The following is a 16,893-nucleotide window of genomic DNA, read 5'->3' as shown; positions in this document are numbered from 1 at the left end:
GTCATGAGCGGGATGACGGTTGAGCAATTGCGCCACTTTCGTCGTCGGATACATGAGAAAAAGCCTTGCGAACGCCGATGCCCTGATGACCTATCACGAGCTCTAGAAGGGCAGGATCATAATTACTGTCCCTGACTTTAAGGATGGACAGGTGCCGTTTAAGTTCAGAGTCTGTTTCAGCGAACCGGACCAGCAGCAGGTTATCAACGATGCCGGACAGGTCGGACGCCGGTGCGTCGACCACCTCGCCAAGGATGCTGCGCACCTCCCAGGAGGCCAGAACAGTGACGTTTCGGCTGCGCAGCTCACCCATCAGGGCGGTGTACAGATCAAGAATTCGCGATTTGTCGGCCGCGGTTCTGGCCATGCCGCCGAGGCTGTCGATAAACACGCGTTTAATCGATTTCTGCTCGACCAGACGCAGCAGTTCAAGTGCCAGCTTGTCGATTTTCTCGGTGGTCGGTGAACGCCACAGCAGGGTCAGCGCGCCGGACTCTTCCATCGGCTCGAAAGCAAACCCCAAGGCCTTGGCTTTCAGGCGCAGGCGCTGAGGCGATTCGTAGAAGCCGAAATGCAGTCCTGGGTCTTCAACCGTCGACGCGGACAGAAAGTTGACCCCGAACGAGGTCTTGCCCGACCCGGATGGCCCCATGATCAGCGACACCGAAGACGACATCAGGCCGCCGCTGATAAACGGATCGAGCGAGGGAATACCGCTGGGGATGATCGAGATTTCTGCACTGTCGCGCATTGGCGAATGGGTGATGGTGCTTTCCAGGCGCGGGTAGATAACCATGCCGTCGTCAGTGATCTCGCACTCATGGCTGCCCGACAGCGCGGCGCTGCCACGGGTCTTGCGCATCTTGATGCGGCGCACCTGGCGCGTACCGACCAGCTCTTCACCCAGTTCCAGCACACCATCGACCATGGTGTGTTCCGGGCTGCCGTCATCGAGCTGGGAACTGGTGAGGAAGAACACCGTGCAGCCGGCAAAGGCGGCGTGGCCTTGCAGGTCGGAGATGAAGCGCTTGGTGTTCAGCGGCGAGTCGGCCTTGGAGCGGGCATTGAGCAGCCCGTCGAGGATCATCACCGTGGACTTCTGGCGGGAAATTTCCCGGCGCAGCAGCTTGACCACTTCGTCCAGGCCTTCGTTTTCCATGGTGTCGAAGGCGCTGATGAACTGGATCTCTTCACCGATGCGGGTCTTGTCGAAAAAGCTCAGCGTCGACAGGAATTGAAACAGCCGTTCGTGGGGTTCGGCCAGCAAGGTCGCGAACAGCACCCGGCCGCCATCGCGCACGTGATTGAAACCGATCTGGTTGGCCAGAATGGTTTTCCCCGAGCCTGGGCGTCCTTGAATGATGTAGGAGGATCCTGAAACGAAACCTCCCTTCAGCAGCTCATCAAGTCCTTCGACTCCGCTCTGAAGGCGTTTTAGCTGGTTCAAGATCAAATTTCCCCCGGTTCCGGCAGCGTTAACACGATAATTCGACGCACGCACAAAATGCGCATTCTGGCCCTGTTACAAGTGCTTCTCAACCCTGATTCGCACCTGAAATCCCGGCCGGACATTTTTGTCTTGCGTCTTATCTGGTTAAACGAATTGATAAACGACTTGTAAACACGCAAAGCACTATAACAACAGAATGATGCAAAAGTTTCGCGCTGGTAAACACGAGTAGATTACTGGCGACCTTCAAGGAGATTGCTGCATGACGTTACCGACGATCCATATTGGCCTGGTGCTGTTTCCCGACCTCACCCAACTCGACCTGACCGGCCCCGCCGAAGTGTTCAGTCGGCTGCCTGGGGCTCAGGTCCATCTGCTGTGGAAGGACCTTGAGCCGGTGGCGTCGGATCGCGGCCTGCGCATTGTGCCGACCACCCGTTTTGACGACTGCCCGCCACTGCAGGTGATCTGCGTGCCCGGTGGTCCGGGACAGATCGCCTTGATGGAAGACCGGCAGACTCTGGATTTTCTGCGCCAGGTCGCCCGGACCTGCCCGTGGATCACCTCGGTGTGCACAGGCTCTCTGGTGCTGGGCGCGGCAGGCTTGCTGAAAGGCTATCGCGCCACCAGCCACTGGTCGTCGATCGACCAGCTGGCGTTGCTGGGTGCGCTGCCTGTGGATGAGCGAGTGGTGCGTGACCGCAATCGTCTGACCGGTGCCGGCGTGACCTCGGGCATCGACTTTGCGTTGCAGCTGGTCGAGATTCTGGCCGGCACCGAGGTCGCGCAGTCCATTCAATTGCAGATGGAATACGACCCCGAGCCGCCGTATGCCGCCGGTTCACCCAAGGTCGCGCCCGAGGCATTGCTGGCCAGAACCCGCGAGCAGATTGCGCCGTTTATCGCGCGCAGGCTTGAGGCGACCGTCAGGGCCGCCGCCAACCTTACACCGAACGAGTGATGCCGCCGTCGACGCGGATGTTCTGCGCGGTGATGTAAGCCGCGCCGTCGCTGGCCAGAAAAGCGATGGTGGCGGCGACTTCTTCGCGGGTGCCATAACGCTGCAAGGGCACGCTGTCGCGGCGTTGGTCGGTGGCCGGCAGGCTGTCGATCCAGCCCGGCAGGACGTTATTGATGCGCACGTTGTCCTTGGCGTAGGTGTCGGCAAAGATCTTGGTGAACGAGGCCAGGCCTGCGCGGAACACCGCCGAGGTCGGGAACAGGTCGCTGGGCTCGAAGGTCCAGGCGCTGGAAATATTGATGATCACCCCGCCCTTTTGCTGCTGCATGATCGGCGTCACCAGGCGGCTGGGGCGGATGACATTGAGCAGGTAGGTGTCCAGCCCGCGATGCCAGTCTTCGTCGCTGATTTCCAGAATCGGCGCACGCGGCCCGTGGCCTGCGCTGTTGACCAGCACATCGATGCGTCCCCAGCGCGCCATCACCTGGTCGACCAGGCTCTGCAAATCTTCACTGGACTGATTCGATCCGGTGACGCCCACACCGCCCAGTTCAAGGGCCAGCGCTTCACCCTTGCCCGATGAAGACAGGATGCCGACCTTGAAGCCATCGGCCGCCAGACGCCGGGCCGCTGCGGCGCCCATGCCACTGCCGCCGGCGGTGATGATTGCTACTTTTTCTACAGCCATTGATCTTTCTCCTCGATAGCCGAAAATGCCCGCTGGGCAACACAAATCCAGCCTAGCACTCTGGCCTGCGCGGTAGAGAGTGAGCTTTTCGCCGTTGAGCCAGTAGAAAAACTACAGCCATGTCAGACGATTTCATTCCCCTTCCACCGCTTAACGCCTTGCGCGTGTTCGAGGTGGTGGCTCGTCACCTGAACTTTCGCCGGGCCGCCGATGAACTGGGCGTCACCCAGGGCGCCGTCGCGCAACAGGTCAGGAACCTGGAAACGCACCTGGCGATCAAGCTGTTCGAGCGCCTGCCGCGCGGCCTGAGCCTGACCGACGCCGGGCGCAGCTATCAGGCCAGTATCCGTCGTGCCTTCGAGCTGATCGCCGACGCCACGCAGATGCTGCGCCCGGAACCCTTGCACCTGACGCTCAGCGTGACGCCGACCTTTGCCTCCAAATGGCTGATCCCGCGGCTGCCGGACTTTACCGCTCGCCATCCGCACATCGACCTGCGCGTGCTGGCCACCGATCGGCTGTCGAGTTTTCACAGCGATGCGGTGGACCTGGCCGTGCGTTACGGGCGCCCGCCGTTCGGGCCGGGACTCGAGGCGCAGTGGCTGATGGACCAGCACATCATTGCGGTGGCCAGCCCCGCACGGGTGGCGGCCCTGGGCGACCCGGCCTGCCTGGATAACCTGCAGCGCTACACGCTGCTGCACGATGGGCATAACTTCTGGCCGCAGTTTCTTGCCCAGGTATTTGAGCAACCGCAGCTGGCGGTGCCCCGAAACCTGCGCTTCAACCAGACCTCGCTGGCCATCGAGGCCGCTATCGCAGGCCAGGGCCTGGCGCTGGCCAGTGAGTTTTTCGTGCAGGCCGATCTCGATGCCGGGCGTCTGCTCCGCGTGTCCGATCAGGCGCTGCACGTAGACACCGGGTTTTATCTTGTGGCACCGCGCAAGGCGCGTCGCCAAGCCCCGCTGGACGAGGTGCGGCAATGGCTGCTTGCGCAAACGGCTGGCTCCTCCATGGGCGGGCGTTTATGATAGCTCACTGCTATTAGCCGCTCGCTGATGCTCGGTTGAATGCCCTGGCCAAGGAAAGGAGTCCTGCCGATTTTTGCCCCTGTTTTTCAGGTGTCTGCATGTTCAAACCTACTCTGGCTCGCTGGATTGCTATCCGCCGCAACCACCCGCTGATCTGGCGCCTGTTGCCGGCCATCTGTTCACTGTCGCTGCTGATCGGCCTGGGCGGCTATCTGCTGATCAAGAACGCCCTGAGCCAGGATGCCGATGTGCAGCAGCGCTCGCGCACGTTCATTGCCCGCACGATCGATCAGGTGCGCAATGAAGTGGGCCTGAACATCATCAACTACAGCAAATGGGGCGAGGCGTATAAAAACCTGCACCTCAAAGTCGACAAGGTCTGGGCCGACGATCAGCGCAATGTCGGCGACATTCCGTTTGACCTGTACGGCTACAACGGCGTGCTGGTGGTCAATGCGCAGGACCGGACGGTGTACGCGGTAATCGACGGCAAGGCGGCAGACCTGCAGGCCAGCGACTGGCTGCAAGGCGATCTGCACGCCTTGCTGGTGGCGGCGCGCGAGGCTGACCGCAGCGACACCAGCGTCGTGCGCGCACTCAAGGTCGACGGCGTGGCCGCGCTGGCAGCGGCCTCGACCCTCACGCCCGGCTGGGACCCGTCCATCGAGAAAACCCCGGGGCCGCCTTCGGTGATGATCTTTGTCTCGATCCTGAGCCACGAAAAACTCGCGCGCTTGAGTGAAACCTATGGCCTGCCGGAACTGACCGTGTCGACACAACCCTTGCCGGAGCAGCAGTCGATGCCGTTGCTCGACTCGGACATCCAGCTCAACTGGACGCCACCGACACCGGGCATGTACCTGCTCAGCCAGACCTTGCCGCTGTTTATCGCCGGCGTGCTGGCGCTGGTCGGGGTGCTGACCGTGTTGCTGCGCCACGCCATCGCCTCGGCGCGCCAGCTCGATGCGCAGTTCGCCGAAATCCGCCATTTGTCAGAGCATGACTTTCTGACCGGCTTGCCCAATCGCTATCAACTCGATCAGTTTCTGACCCGCCGTCTGGCACACGACACCCAGCGGCCGCTGGCCGTGCTGAGCCTGGACCTGGACGGTTTCAAACCGGTCAACGACACGCTGGGCCATGCAGCGGGTGACCGGGTGTTGCAAGAGGTGGCCCAGCGGCTGCACGACATGACCCCGGTTGACGCCATGGTCGCCCGCTTTGGCGGCGATGAATTCGTCATGGTCTGGCCCAACGCGCCAGCGCTGGCGGACATTGAGCGTTTCTGTGCGCAGATCAATGAGGCCCTGCACCGCCCGTTCGACCTGCATGGCCGCCAGGTTTTGCTGGGCACCAGCATCGGCACCGCGCTGGCCCCGCAACATGCCAATAGCGCTATCGAGCTGCTGCGCATGAGCGACGTGGCGCTGTACCAGGCCAAATCGGCGGGGCGCAATACCTGGCGGGTGTACAGCGCCGCGATGGACGCCGGACGCGAGCGTTAGGACCGGCTTCAGTCGACAGCGCAGACGCCGGCAAGGATGAGGATGCCTTGGAGAGGGCGCGGCAGGTGATTGCCAATCCGCTACGACCTGAGTGCAAGGTCATCCCCTTGTTATAACCATAGACTTACAAGGCCTTGGACGTAATTCACTTAATGCATATAGAGTTTTTCGCAAGATCAGCTATTTGCATAGTAAGGGAAGTCCGATGCCGTTTCGCCCAAGCCTCGCCTTCATCCTGGTTGCCAGCGCCCTGCTCGCTGGCTGTGACAATGCCCAGCCGCCCAAAGCGACCGCCAGTGCCAGCCAGACACCTGCCACGCCGACTTCTGGCGGCGAAGTCACCTGGGCGGTGACCACGGAGCCGGTGTGTTTCGACCCGCATCGTTCGAGCCAGCAGAATGCGTTTATCGTCATCCGCAATTACATCGACTCGCTGGTCGGCAAACAGCCTGACGGCAGTTTTGTGCCGTGGCTGGCCAAAAGCTGGAAAATTTCCGCTGACGGCCTGACCTATAACTTCGTGCTGCGCGAAGGCGTGACCTTTACCGACGGCACGCCGTTCGACGCCGAAGCGGTCAAGGCCAACCTCGATTACGTGCGCGACCCGAAAAACACTGCCATCGCGGCGTCATTTCTGGAGTACTACGCACGCACCGAGATCGTCTCGCCGCATGAGGTGAATATCGTCTTGTCGCAACCGGACTCGGCGACCCTGGAATCGCTGTCGAGCGTCAAGCTGGGCTTTCTGTCGCCCAAGACGCTCACACCGGATGTCGACCTGTGCGCCGGCGGCAAATCGCTGGTCGGCACCGGCCCGTTCATTTTCGACAGCTACCAGCGCGGCCAGACCGCACGCTTCGTCAAGAACCCGGCCTACAACTGGGGGCCGGGCTACGCCAAACATGAAGGCCCTGCGTATCTGGACGCGGTGACCTATCGCTTCATTCCCGAATACGCAGTGCGCGCCGGGGCCCTGACGTCAGGGCAAGTCGACCTGATCGAGGGCGTACAGCCCAATGACATCGACCTGTTCAAGGGCGCCGAAGGGTTCCAGTACCTGGTCGGGCCATCAGCTGAAACCTCGTTCACCCTGAACATCAACTACACCCACGGCGTGGCCACCGATGTGCGGGTGCGCCGCGCCCTGCGTGACGGCTTCGATGTCGATGCGATCGTCAAAAGCCTGTACCTGGGCACCGTGCCACGCGCCTGGTCGAACATCGGCCCGGACAACGCCGACACCCACAAGGCGCTGGCCGGCACATGGGGCAACAAGGTCGCCGAGGCCAACGCGCTGCTGGATGAGGCCGGCTGGACCGGCCGCGATGCCGAAGGCTTTCGCACCAAGGACGGCCAGCGCCTGCGCATCGAGGTCGGTTATCCACAGCCGTTTGTGCGCGATAACCGCGACCTGTTGATTCAGTCGATTCAGGCGGCCGTCAAAAAGAACCTCGGTTTCGATCTGGACCTGCGCATCACCACCGGCGGGCAATGGAACAAGGAGCGTCTTGAGGGCAACTGGAGCATTTACCCCAATACCCTCAACCCTTCAGACACCGCGCTTTCGCTGCGCGACGTGTTGGGCAGCACCGGGTTTTACAGCGGCGTGAAGGGCAAGACGGATCCTGTCATCACCGGCCTGATCGACAAGGCCCGCGCCACCTCGGACCTGGCGGCAAGGCGCACGATTCTGCATGAGATCCAGCAACGGGCGGTGGACCAGGCGTACATCGTGCCGCTGTTTGCGCCCAGTTATCAGATCGCGGCCAAAGACACCTTGCACGGCTTGAGCTTCGAGGCTCAGCTCGACTCGCCTTCCAACCTCTACGACGCCTGGTTGAGCCAGGCGAAAAAATAAGGGCGTGCGCATGTGGCGGCCAATTCTGGTGCGACTGGGCAGCAGCCTGCTGGTGGTCTGGCTCAGCGTGACTGCAGCCTTCGTGGCCTTGCACTCGTTGCCCGGCAATATCGCCGATGTGCTGGCCGGCGATACCTTCTACCCCGGCCTGCGCGAAGCCATTGCCGCCGAATGGGGCCTGGACAAATCGCTGCCCGAGCAGTACCTGGCGTTTCTCGGGCGGCTGGCCAATGGTGATCTGGGCACCTCGTACATCATGCGTCAGCCGGTGGCGCAGGTGCTGTCGTCGCAGCTATGGCCCACGGTGCAACTGGCGCTGAGCGCCGGCGTGCTGGCGGTGCTGGTGTCGATCATCCTCGGCCTGCTGACCGCCGGCCGCAGCCCGCGCTGGCGCAAGGCCGCCGGCTTGCTGGAGCTGGTGTGCACCTCGACGCCGGTGTTCTGGATCGGCACTTTGTTGTTGATGCTGTTTTCCTTTCAGTGGCGGTTATTCCCGGCGGCCGGCGCCAATGGCTGGCAGTCGCTGGTGTTGCCGTCGATTGCGCTGGCCTTGCCCACCATCGGTTTGCTGTCGCAAGTGCTGCGCGAGTCGATGGAAAAAGCGCTGGAGCAACCCTTCGTCACCACCATTCGCGCCCGCGGCCTGAGCGAAACCCGGCTGCGCAGCGCGCACGTGCTGCGCCACGGCCTGCTGCCGATCATCACCCTGGGCGGCTGGCTGATCGGCGGCCTGTTGGGCGGTGCGGTGATTACCGAGAAAGTCTTCGGCCGGCCGGGCCTGGGCACCATCACCCTGAACGCGATTACCACTCAGGACGTGCCGGTGGTGCTGGCCGTGGTGCTGCTGGCGGCAGCCATTTATGTGTCGATTTCCACGCTGCTGGACATCGCCTGCCTGTTTATCGACCCGAGGCTGAAAAACGCATGAGTCAATCTTCGCTAGAGGCCACGGCCTACGCGCCGCCGGCCACGAATAGCGCAGCACGCCCGAAACGTCGGCGCTTGCCGCTGGACATCACGTTGGCGACAGGTTTTCTGGCGATCCTGGCCGTGGTGCTGGCGGTGCCGCACTGGCTGACGCCTTGGGACCCGCTGGTCGGCGATATCACCCAGAGCCTGCAATCGCCCAATGCCCAGCACTGGTTCGGCACTGACCGGCTGGGCCGGGATGTGTTTGCCCGCGTGCTGTATGGCGCGCGCTATTCGCTGCTGATCGGCGTGGCCGGCATGCTGATCAGTTTGGTATTTGGGGTGCTGCTGGGGATTCTGGCCGGCCTGCGCAGCCGCTGGCTGGACGAGATCGCCTCGCGGATTTTCGATGTGTTGTCGGCGTTTCCCGGCGTGCTGCTGGCGCTGCTGGTGATCGCCCTGATCGGCCCCGGCATGTTCAATGTCGCGGTGGCCATCGGCATTGCCGGTATTCCCAAGTTCGGCCGTCTGGTGCGCAGCCAGACGCAACTGGTGCGCCAGGCCGACTACGTGACCCAGGCCTGCTTCTACGGCAAAAGCCGCTTGAAGGTGTTTTTCCAGCATTTGCTGCCCAATGTGATGGTGGCGATTCCGATTCTGGCGACCATCGACATCGGCAGTTCGATCATGGCCGTGTCGGGCCTGAGCTTTCTGGGCCTGGGCCCGCAGCCGCCGACGCCGGAATGGGGCGTGATGCTCGCCGAGGGCCGCGATGTGTTGCGCAGCGCCTGGTGGCCCAGCGTGTTTCCGGGACTGGCAATTACCCTGACGGTGATAGCCTTCAGCCTGATCGGCAGCCATGTGCAACGCCGTTTCGAGGGCCGCCTGCCATGACCTCGCCGAATACCCCGCTGGTGCAGATCGAGGGTTTGAGCATCGGTTTTGCCGAGCAGCCGCTGGTGCGCGACGTCAGTTTTACCGTGAGGACCGGCCAGTGCGTGGCGCTGGTGGGCGAGTCGGGCTCTGGCAAAAGCCTGACCGCGCGCAGCCTGCTGGGCCTGGCCGGCAACGGTGCCTGGGTTCAGGCGCGGCGTTTCGAGATCGACGGTCAGGACGCCCGTGCATTCGACGACCGCCAGTGGCGCTCGCTGCGCGGCACCTTTGCCGGATTGGTGATGCAGGACGCGCTGGTGTCGCTGGACCCGCTGCGCACGGTCGGCCAGGAAACCGCCGAAGTCATTCGCCATCACGGCCTGCTCAAGGGCAAGCAAGCCATTGGCGCGCGGGTCGAACAGATTCTGCAGCAGGTCGGCATTCCCGACCCGGCCCGTCGCGCCGGGCAATACGCCCATGAGTTGTCCGGCGGCCTGCGCCAGCGTGCGCTGATTGCCTCGGCGATTGCCGGCGGGCCGTCGCTGATCATCGCCGACGAGCCGACCACGGCGCTGGATGTCACGGTGCAGAAGCAGGTGATCGGCGTGCTCGCCGAGCGGGTGCGCGCCGGTGCCGGGTTACTGTTGATCAGCCATGACCTGGCACTGGTCGCCGGGATTGCCGACTGGGTGTGCGTGCTGCATCACGGCCAGGTGGTCGACGAAGGCCCCGTGCAGCAAGTGCTCAATCATCCGCGCCATCCGTACACCCGGCAGTTGCTGGCGGCCGTGCCGTCGGCGCAGTCGCGCGGCCACCGGCTGGGGTCGGCGCAGATTGTGCCAGCCGAATCCGGCCAGCAGACGCCGCAGATCCTGCGCGAAGCACTGGCGCCGCGTAGCATTGGCACGGAGGTGGTGTTGCAGGTGCGCCACATCAGCAAGCATTACCGCTCGGGGTTCTGGAGCGGCAATCGCGCGCCGTTTACCGCGCTGCGCGACGCTTCGTTCGAGATTCGTCGTGGCGAGGTGCTGGGCATTGTCGGCGAGTCCGGCTCAGGCAAGACCACCTGCGCCAATATCGTGCTGGGCCTGCTGGCGTCCGACAGCGGTGAGGTGCATCTGTTGGGCCAGCGCTGGTCCGGCGTCAGCGAAAAGCAGCGCCAGCCCTTGCGCCGGCAGCTGCAATACATTCCCCAGGACCCGCTGAGTTCGTTCGACCCGCGCTATACGGTGCAGCAAGTGATTGCCGAGAACCTGGCGGATGATTCGCCCGATGCGCGCGGCCAGGTGATCGAGCTGCTGCGTCAGGTGGGCTTGAGTGAAGCGCTGCTGCAACGCCGGCCGATCTCGCTGTCCGGCGGCCAGCGCCAGCGCGTCGCCATCGCCCGAGCACTGGCGGCGAAACCTGCGCTGCTGATTTGTGACGAGCCGGTGTCGGCGCTGGATGTGTATGTGCAGGCGCAGGTGCTGGACCTGATCGGCGAGTTGCAGGCCCGTTATCAGATGTCGCTGCTGTTCATCTCCCATGATCTGGGCGTGGTGCAGCACATCAGCGACCGGGTGCTGGTGTTCAACCAGGGTGAAATCGTCGAACACGGCGAGGTCACGCAGCTGTTCAGCCAGCCCCGTCATGCGTATACGCAGACGTTGCTGGCTGCCCGGATCTGACCCCGGGTTTTACAAGCGGAATTTGCTCACCAGGCCATTGAACGATACCGCCAGGCGCGACAGTTCCTGGCTGGAGGCGCTGGTCTGGTGGGCGCCAGCGGCAGTCTGGGTCGACAGGTCCTGGATGTTGACCAGGTTGCGGTCCACTTCGCGGGCGACGTTGGCTTGCTCTTCCGAGGCGGTGGCGATCAGCATGTTGCGGTCGTTGATCTGCGCGATGCTTTGCGCGATGCGCTCCAGCGACTGGCCGGTGGCCTGGGCCAGCGACTGGGTGTTGCTGGCCAGGTTGCGGCTGTTGCCCATGGCGCGTACGGCCTGGTCGGCGCTGCTTTGCACCGAACCGATCATGGCTTCGATTTCGCCGGTGGACGCCTGGGTACGGGCGGCCAGGGCGCGGACTTCGTCGGCAACCACAGCAAAGCCACGGCCTTGCTCGCCGGCACGGGCGGCTTCGATGGCGGCGTTGAGCGCCAGCAGGTTGGTCTGCTCGGCGATGCCGCGAATCACGTCCAGCACCTTGCCGATTTCGCGCACCTGGCCTGCCAGTTCTTCGACCTGAGTGGTGGAGCTGGAGATTTCGGCGCTGACCGTGTCGATGGCCTTGACCGCTTCACGGGCTTGATCACGACCGCTGGCCGCTTCGGTGCTGGTGACTTTGGAGGCATCGGAGGTCGAGATGGCGTTGCGCGCCACTTCTTCGACGGCGGTGGTCATTTCGGTGACAGCGGTGGCGGCCAGCTGGATTTCGTCGTTCTGACGGGTCAGGCCACGGCTGCTTTCTTCGGTGACGGCATTGAGTTCTTCAGCGGCGCTGGCCAGTTGGTCGGCGGCGCTGGCGATTTGCTGAATGGTGTTCTTCAGGCCGTTCTGCATATTGCCCAGAGCGGTCAGCAACTGGCCGGCTTCGTCGCGGCGGGTGCTGGTGATCGGCTGGCTCAGGTCACCGCCGGCCACGCGCTGGGCGCTGGCCACGGCGGTGGCAATCGGGCCGCTGATGATGCGGCTGATGAACATGCCCAGGCCGAAAGCGGCCAGGAAGGCCACGGCGATGCCGATGTACAGGTTGATCCTGGCCGAGGCCACTTGCGTCTCGGCGTCTGCCGCGCCTTCACCGATCTGGCGGTTGTTGGACTCGACCATGATGGTCAGTTCATCAGTGACGCGGGTGAACGCCTGCAAGACCTCGCCATCGATCAACGCCCGTGCGCCGGCAAGGTCGCCCGCATTCACCAGGCTCACGGCCCGATCAATCAGCGCCTGATAAGCCGGCCAGTCCACTTCCATCTTGTTGCCGGCAGCGCGCTCGTCATCGGCCAGCGGCGTGGCACGGTACTGGGCGAAGGCTTTTTCAGCCGTGGCACGGTTTTCACGCATGCGGGTCACGATGCGATCACGGTCGGCCTGCGAGCCATTGGACGCAACGGCCGACAGCAGGCGATACAGGTCACGGTTCTGGGCAATGGTGCTGGTCTTGGTTTCGTTGGTCTTGCTCACAGAGATCAGGTTGTTGGAAAACACCAGCTTGAGGCTGTCAGAAAGCTCACCGATGCCGCGGCTACCAATCAGGCCCACGATCAAGGTAATAACAGCACACAGCGCAAAAGAGGTAAGGAGCTTGGTCGATAGCTTGGCATCGTAAAACCAGTTCATGCTGAGTTCCTTCGGAAACTGTCGTGGGTTAAGCCTGCGTGTTGAAATGACACGTCACTGGATCTCTATCGGCAGCAAGTTGAAGGAATGGAGTCCCTGGGTGTTAATTCATGAAAATCCCAATCCATTCAGATAGAAGGCATGTGCATTTAAATAGAAAGCGCGGAGGCGCCGATGTGAAGCCCTGTGCATTCAGCTAGGAAATTTTCACACCGCTCGGGTTAATATCGCCGGCTTTCCACGCCCGAGACCGATACCGGATGTCCGCCCCACCCAGCCCTTCAAGCCTTGCCCTGCCCACCGTACTGGCCGGCCCGATCCTGCGTCGTCAGGAAAGCGGTCGCGTGGTGATCTGGCTGGCGGGGTCACGGCGCATCGCGCTGACCTTGCGCCTGAGCTTCACCGATGCCCAGGGCCAGGTCAGCGAAACCGATTACCCGCTGGACGGCGAGCGCTGCCAGGTGGTTGCCATCGGCGAGCATGCCTTTGTGCACCTGATCGACGTGACGCTGGACACACCGCTGCCCTGCGATACGCAGATCGATTACGACCTGTTGACCGACGACGCCCAGCCGTCGATCGCCGACTGGGCGCCGCACCTGCTGTACCCGGGCGCAAAACGACCGAACTTTGTGATCCGCAGCCGTATCGATCACATGTTGCATGGCTCGTGCCGCAAGCCGCATCACCCTTCGGTGGACGGCCTGCTGTGCGCCGACCGGCTGCTGGCCAGCACCGCAAAACCGCACGAGCGCCCGGCGCTGCTGATGATGAGCGGCGACCAGGTGTACGCCGACGATGTCGCAGGCCCGACGCTGCGCGCCATCCATTCGCTGATCAAGCGCCTGAAGCTGTTCGATGAAAAGCTTGAGGGCGCGACGGTCGACGACAGCACCAGCCTCTATGCGCATGAGGCGAGCTATTACGAGCGCGCCGACCTGCTGCCGGCCCTGAAGACCAACGAAACCCTGCGCGAGCGGTTTTTCGGCGGGACCAGCAAGCCGATTTTCACCAGCAGCAATGCCGGCAATCACCTGGTGACCTTGGGCGAGGTCATGGCCATGTACCTGCTGGTCTGGTCGCCGGTGCCGTGGACGCTGATCGACCCGGACCTGCCGCAGCTCAAGCCCGACGAGCAGGAGCGTTATGCCGAGGAGCAAGTGGTCATCGATGCCTTTTGCGAGAACCTGGGCGATGTGGCGCGGGTCATGGCCCACCTGCAATGCCTGATGATCTTCGACGATCATGACGTGACCGATGACTGGAACCTGTCGGCCAACTGGGAAGAAAGCGCCTACGGCCATCCTTTTTCGCGGCGCATCATCGGTAATGCCCTGATCGCCTACCTGTTGTGCCAGGGCTGGGGCAACAACCCCGATGCGTTCAGCGAGCTGTTGCAACAAGTCCAGGCGTTAAGCCGCCAGGCCGTCGACGACAACGGGCTGCTCGACAGCCAGCCGCTGGATGCACTGATCGACGAGCTGCTGCGCTTTGAGCAGTGGCACTACGTGATGCCGACCGAGCCCGCGCTGGTGGTGCTCGACACCCGCACCCGGCGCTGGCGCAGCGAGATCAACCTGAGCCAGCCCTCGGGGCTGATGGACTGGGAGGCCTTGTGCGAACTGCAACAGGAGCTGCTTGACCACGACAGCGCGATCATCGTTTCGCCGGCGCCGGTGTTCGGCGTCAAGCTGATCGAGGCGATCCAGCGGATCTTCAGCTGGTGCGGCTTTCCGTTGCTGGTCGACGCCGAGAACTGGATGGCGCATCGCGGCTCGGCGCCGGCGATCCTGAATATCTTTCGCCATTCGCGCACACCGGGCAATTACGTGATTCTGTCCGGGGATGTGCATTATTCATTCGTCTACGAAGTGCTGATCCGCAACCGCAAGGGCACGCCGCACATCTGGCAGATCACCAGCAGCGGCATCAAGAACGAGTTTCCAAGGCGCCTGCTGGACACCTTTGACCGCCTCAATCGCTGGCTATACTCACCGCGTTCACCCCTGAACTGGTTCACCAAGCGCCGCCTGATGAAGGTGATACCGCGCGTACCGGAGCACAGCAAGGCCGGCGAGCGATTGTGGAACTCGGCCGGCATCGGCCAGGTGTATTTCGATGCACAAGGTCGGCCGACGCGCATTTACCAGCTCAATGCCAATGGCACGCCGCCGACCTGTTTCGTGGAGCTGGACAAGGACCGGGAGGGTCTGGATCGTCAATGGTCCAATGCACCCGGGCAACCGCACCGCTGAACCTTATGGTTCTTTGCCCGGTCGATAAATGCTGACTGGCCAGATGTTTCTGGCACCGCTTCTGGAGATCACCCCCGTGCTATCGCATCCACGTATTGCCAGGCTCAACGCCTGGGGCGCCCACGGTTTTACTGCGACGGGCGTGGTTCTGGCCTTTCTGGCCACCATTGCCCTGTTCGAAAACCAGCCCAAGGCCTGCCTGTTGTGGCTGGGCATCGCCCTGATCGTCGACGGCGTGGACGGCTCGCTGGCGCGCAAGGTCAACACCCATTCGGTGCTGCCGCACTTCGACGGCTCGACACTGGACCTGGTCATCGATTACCTGACCTATGTGTTCATTCCGGCGCTGTTTATCTACCGCTATATCCCGCTGCCGGACTACACGCTGCTGCTGAGCATTTCGACCATTCTGGTGTCCTCGCTGTTCTGCTTCTGCAATCTGGAGATGAAGAGCAAGGACAACTACTTTCAGGGCTTCCCGGCCGCCTGGAACGTGGTTGCGCTGTGCATGTACATCCTGTCGCCGTCGCCGTGGATGAGTTTTTTGACCATCGTTGCACTGGCGCTGCTGACCTTGACGCGAATGAAGTTTCTGCACCCGTTTCGCGTACGCCGTTTCATGCCGCTGAACATTGCAGTGACCACCGTGTGGCTGCTCAGCAGCGGCTGGCTGATCGTCAGCCACCCTCACGAAAGCCCGCTGGTGCTGGCCGTGTGGGGGCTGATGTCGGCGTATTTCCTGGGCGTCTGTGTCTGGCGCACATCGCTGGAGTGGCTGGGGCGGCTGAAGGGCTGAACGGCCTCGCCGCCGGCGATTGATTATTTCGCCTGCACCGCCGCCTCGTCCTGCTGCCTGCCGAAGTGATAAGTCGCCAGGCAGCAGAGCACCAGCCCCGCCACGGCGAGCATGCCGCCGATGATGCCGACGTTGGCCACGCCCAACTGGCTGCTGACCACGCTGCCGAGCAATGCACCGCCGCCGATACCGATGTTGAAAATGCCCGAGAACAGCGACATCGCCACGTCGGTGGCGTCGGGCGCGAGCGTCAGGACGCGCGATTGCTGGACCAGCCCGAAGCACATCATGGCAATGCCCCACACCACGCTCAATGTGCCGATCGCCGCTGCACTGCCAGAGATCGGCAACAGCAGCAACAGACACAGCGCCATGACGCTGATGCTGCCGATCAGCAAGCCGTTGGGGTGACGGCTGCTGAACAGGCTGAAGATGATCGAGCCGACGATACCGGCGCCACCGAACAGCAACAGCAGCAAGGTGGTCATTTCACCGGGCAGCTTCGCCACGGTCTGCGCGAACGGTTCGATGTAGGTGTAGGCCGTGAAATGCGCAGTGACCACCGTGGCGGTCAGCACATACAGCACCACCAGCCGTGGCCGCTTGAACAGCATCGGCAGGCTGCGCAGTGAACCGGAGTTCTGGCTGGGCAATGCTGGCAGGGCGCGCCAGATCATCAGCAGGGTCATGGCCGAAACCACGGCGATGACCATGAAGGTGGTGCGCCAGCCCAGCGCTTCGCCGAGGATGCGGCCCAGCGGAATGCCCAGCACCATGGCCAGCGAGGTGCCGGTCGCCAGCAGGCCCAGCGCCTGAACCTGTTTGCCCGGCGGCGCGATGCGCACCGCCAGCGAAGCGGTGATCGACCAGAACACCGCATGTGCAAAGGCGATGCCCACCCGGCTGGCCAGCAGCACGCCGAAACTGGTCGCGCTGGCCGAAACCAGATGGCTGAGGATGAACAGCACGAACAGGCAGATCAGCAGCTTGCGCCGCTCGATATTGCGCGTGGCGAGCATCATCGGCAGCGACATCAACGACACGACCCAGGCATAGATGGTCAGCATCAGGCCGACTTGCGCGGTGGTCATGTCGAAGCTGTGGCCGATATTGCTCAACAGGCCGATGGGCACAAACTCGGTGGTATTGAAGATGAAGGCCGCCAGCGCCAGCGCGATCACGCCAAGCCAGCTACCGTTTTGTGCGGTGGAAGGGGTACTCATCAGGATAGGCAACGCTCTGATTGGACT

General features: G+C 62.7%; 13 protein-coding genes. 9 read left to right on the top strand and 4 right to left on the bottom strand.

From position 1 onward, the window contains the following. Position 1 precedes the first annotated feature (1 nt). Positions 2–1,447, bottom strand: a complete 1,446-nt coding sequence (locus ACYAS9_RS18930; RefSeq protein ID WP_463569784.1) for an ATPase domain-containing protein — start codon at positions 1,445–1,447, stop codon at positions 2–4. A 265-nt stretch (positions 1,448–1,712) separates the two neighbouring features. Between ACYAS9_RS18930 and ACYAS9_RS18925 the strand changes: the two genes are divergently transcribed. Next, positions 1,713–2,411 carry a DJ-1/PfpI family protein gene (locus tag ACYAS9_RS18925; RefSeq protein WP_463569783.1) on the top strand — a complete coding sequence of 233 codons (699 nt, stop codon included), beginning with the start codon at positions 1,713–1,715 and terminating at the stop codon, positions 2,409–2,411. Here ACYAS9_RS18925 and ACYAS9_RS18920 read toward each other — a convergent pair. Then, positions 2,395–3,099, bottom strand: a complete 705-nt coding sequence (locus tag ACYAS9_RS18920; RefSeq protein ID WP_463569782.1) for an SDR family oxidoreductase — start codon at positions 3,097–3,099, stop codon at positions 2,395–2,397. The genes ACYAS9_RS18925 and ACYAS9_RS18920 overlap by 17 nt on opposite strands. 119 nt (positions 3,100–3,218) lie before the next feature. On the opposite strand from ACYAS9_RS18920, the gene ACYAS9_RS18915 reads away from it, so the two are divergent. The 6 genes from ACYAS9_RS18915 to ACYAS9_RS18890 all read left to right on the top strand — a co-directional run bounded on the left by ACYAS9_RS18915 (position 3,219) and on the right by ACYAS9_RS18890 (position 10,942). Continuing rightward, positions 3,219–4,130, top strand: coding sequence for a LysR substrate-binding domain-containing protein (locus tag ACYAS9_RS18915; protein WP_463569781.1), 912 nt, complete (start codon positions 3,219–3,221; stop codon positions 4,128–4,130). A 98-nt stretch (positions 4,131–4,228) separates the two neighbouring features. After that, a complete protein-coding gene (locus ACYAS9_RS18910) occupies positions 4,229–5,635 on the top strand; it encodes a diguanylate cyclase domain-containing protein (protein ID WP_463569780.1) in 1,407 nt (468 codons plus the stop codon). Positions 5,636–5,840: 205 nt separating this feature from the next. Further along, a complete protein-coding gene (locus tag ACYAS9_RS18905; RefSeq protein ID WP_463569779.1) occupies positions 5,841–7,493 on the top strand; it encodes an ABC transporter substrate-binding protein in 1,653 nt (550 codons plus the stop codon). Positions 7,494–7,503: 10 nt separating this feature from the next. Then, on the top strand, positions 7,504–8,421 hold the full coding sequence (locus ACYAS9_RS18900; protein WP_463569778.1) for an ABC transporter permease: 918 nt from the start codon (positions 7,504–7,506) through the stop codon (positions 8,419–8,421). Then, positions 8,418–9,296, top strand: coding sequence for an ABC transporter permease (locus tag ACYAS9_RS18895; RefSeq protein WP_463569777.1), 879 nt, complete (start codon positions 8,418–8,420; stop codon positions 9,294–9,296). Before ACYAS9_RS18900 ends, ACYAS9_RS18895 begins: the two co-directional genes overlap by 4 nt. Next, on the top strand, positions 9,293–10,942 hold the full coding sequence (locus ACYAS9_RS18890) for an ATP-binding cassette domain-containing protein (RefSeq protein WP_463569776.1): 1,650 nt from the start codon (positions 9,293–9,295) through the stop codon (positions 10,940–10,942). The genes ACYAS9_RS18895 and ACYAS9_RS18890 overlap by 4 nt, the downstream gene beginning before the upstream one ends. Before the next feature lie 9 nt (positions 10,943–10,951). Here the strand turns inward: ACYAS9_RS18890 and ACYAS9_RS18885 are convergent, their stop codons facing one another. After that, complete coding sequence (locus ACYAS9_RS18885; RefSeq protein ID WP_463569775.1) at positions 10,952–12,592, bottom strand: methyl-accepting chemotaxis protein; 1,641 nt, start codon at positions 12,590–12,592, stop codon at positions 10,952–10,954. A gap of 260 nt (positions 12,593–12,852) precedes the next feature. Here ACYAS9_RS18885 and ACYAS9_RS18880 point away from each other — a divergent pair, with 260 nt between their 5' ends. Together ACYAS9_RS18880 and pcsA are read left to right on the top strand one after the other, a co-directional pair. Continuing rightward, the gene (locus tag ACYAS9_RS18880; RefSeq protein ID WP_463569774.1) at positions 12,853–14,847 is read left to right on the top strand and encodes a metallophosphoesterase family protein; all 1,995 of its coding nucleotides are present in this window, start codon (positions 12,853–12,855) and stop codon (positions 14,845–14,847) included. Between the two features lie 43 nt (positions 14,848–14,890). Further along, a complete protein-coding gene (gene pcsA, locus ACYAS9_RS18875) occupies positions 14,891–15,643 on the top strand; it encodes a phosphatidylcholine synthase (protein WP_463570212.1) in 753 nt (250 codons plus the stop codon). A gap of 23 nt (positions 15,644–15,666) precedes the next feature. On the opposite strand, the gene ACYAS9_RS18870 is transcribed toward pcsA, so the two are convergent. Further along, a complete protein-coding gene (locus ACYAS9_RS18870; protein WP_463569773.1) occupies positions 15,667–16,866 on the bottom strand; it encodes a sugar transporter in 1,200 nt (399 codons plus the stop codon). Positions 16,867–16,893 lie beyond the last annotated feature (27 nt).

This window comes from Pseudomonas sp. HP_08, assembly GCF_055284095.1.
This window is presented reverse-complemented; position numbering and strand designations above follow the sequence as displayed.

Bases quoted from the DNA above. Each gene is read 5' to 3' on its own strand.
- ACYAS9_RS18925 (WP_463569783.1), top strand. From the start codon at position 1,713: ATGACGTTACCGACGATCCATATTGGCCTGGTGCTGTTTCCCGACCTC.
- ACYAS9_RS18920 (WP_463569782.1), bottom strand. From the start codon at position 3,099: ATGGCTGTAGAAAAAGTAGCAATCATCACCGCCGGCGGCAGTGGCATG.
- ACYAS9_RS18915 (WP_463569781.1), top strand. From the start codon at position 3,219: ATGTCAGACGATTTCATTCCCCTTCCACCGCTTAACGCCTTGCGCGTG.
- ACYAS9_RS18910 (WP_463569780.1), top strand. From the start codon at position 4,229: ATGTTCAAACCTACTCTGGCTCGCTGGATTGCTATCCGCCGCAACCAC.
- ACYAS9_RS18905 (WP_463569779.1), top strand. From the start codon at position 5,841: ATGCCGTTTCGCCCAAGCCTCGCCTTCATCCTGGTTGCCAGCGCCCTG.
- ACYAS9_RS18900 (WP_463569778.1), top strand. From the start codon at position 7,504: ATGTGGCGGCCAATTCTGGTGCGACTGGGCAGCAGCCTGCTGGTGGTC.
- ACYAS9_RS18895 (WP_463569777.1), top strand. From the start codon at position 8,418: ATGAGTCAATCTTCGCTAGAGGCCACGGCCTACGCGCCGCCGGCCACG.
- ACYAS9_RS18890 (WP_463569776.1), top strand. From the start codon at position 9,293: ATGACCTCGCCGAATACCCCGCTGGTGCAGATCGAGGGTTTGAGCATC.
- ACYAS9_RS18885 (WP_463569775.1), bottom strand. From the start codon at position 12,592: ATGAACTGGTTTTACGATGCCAAGCTATCGACCAAGCTCCTTACCTCT.
- ACYAS9_RS18880 (WP_463569774.1), top strand. From the start codon at position 12,853: ATGTCCGCCCCACCCAGCCCTTCAAGCCTTGCCCTGCCCACCGTACTG.
- pcsA (WP_463570212.1), top strand. From the start codon at position 14,891: ATGTTTCTGGCACCGCTTCTGGAGATCACCCCCGTGCTATCGCATCCA.
- ACYAS9_RS18870 (WP_463569773.1), bottom strand. From the start codon at position 16,866: ATGAGTACCCCTTCCACCGCACAAAACGGTAGCTGGCTTGGCGTGATC.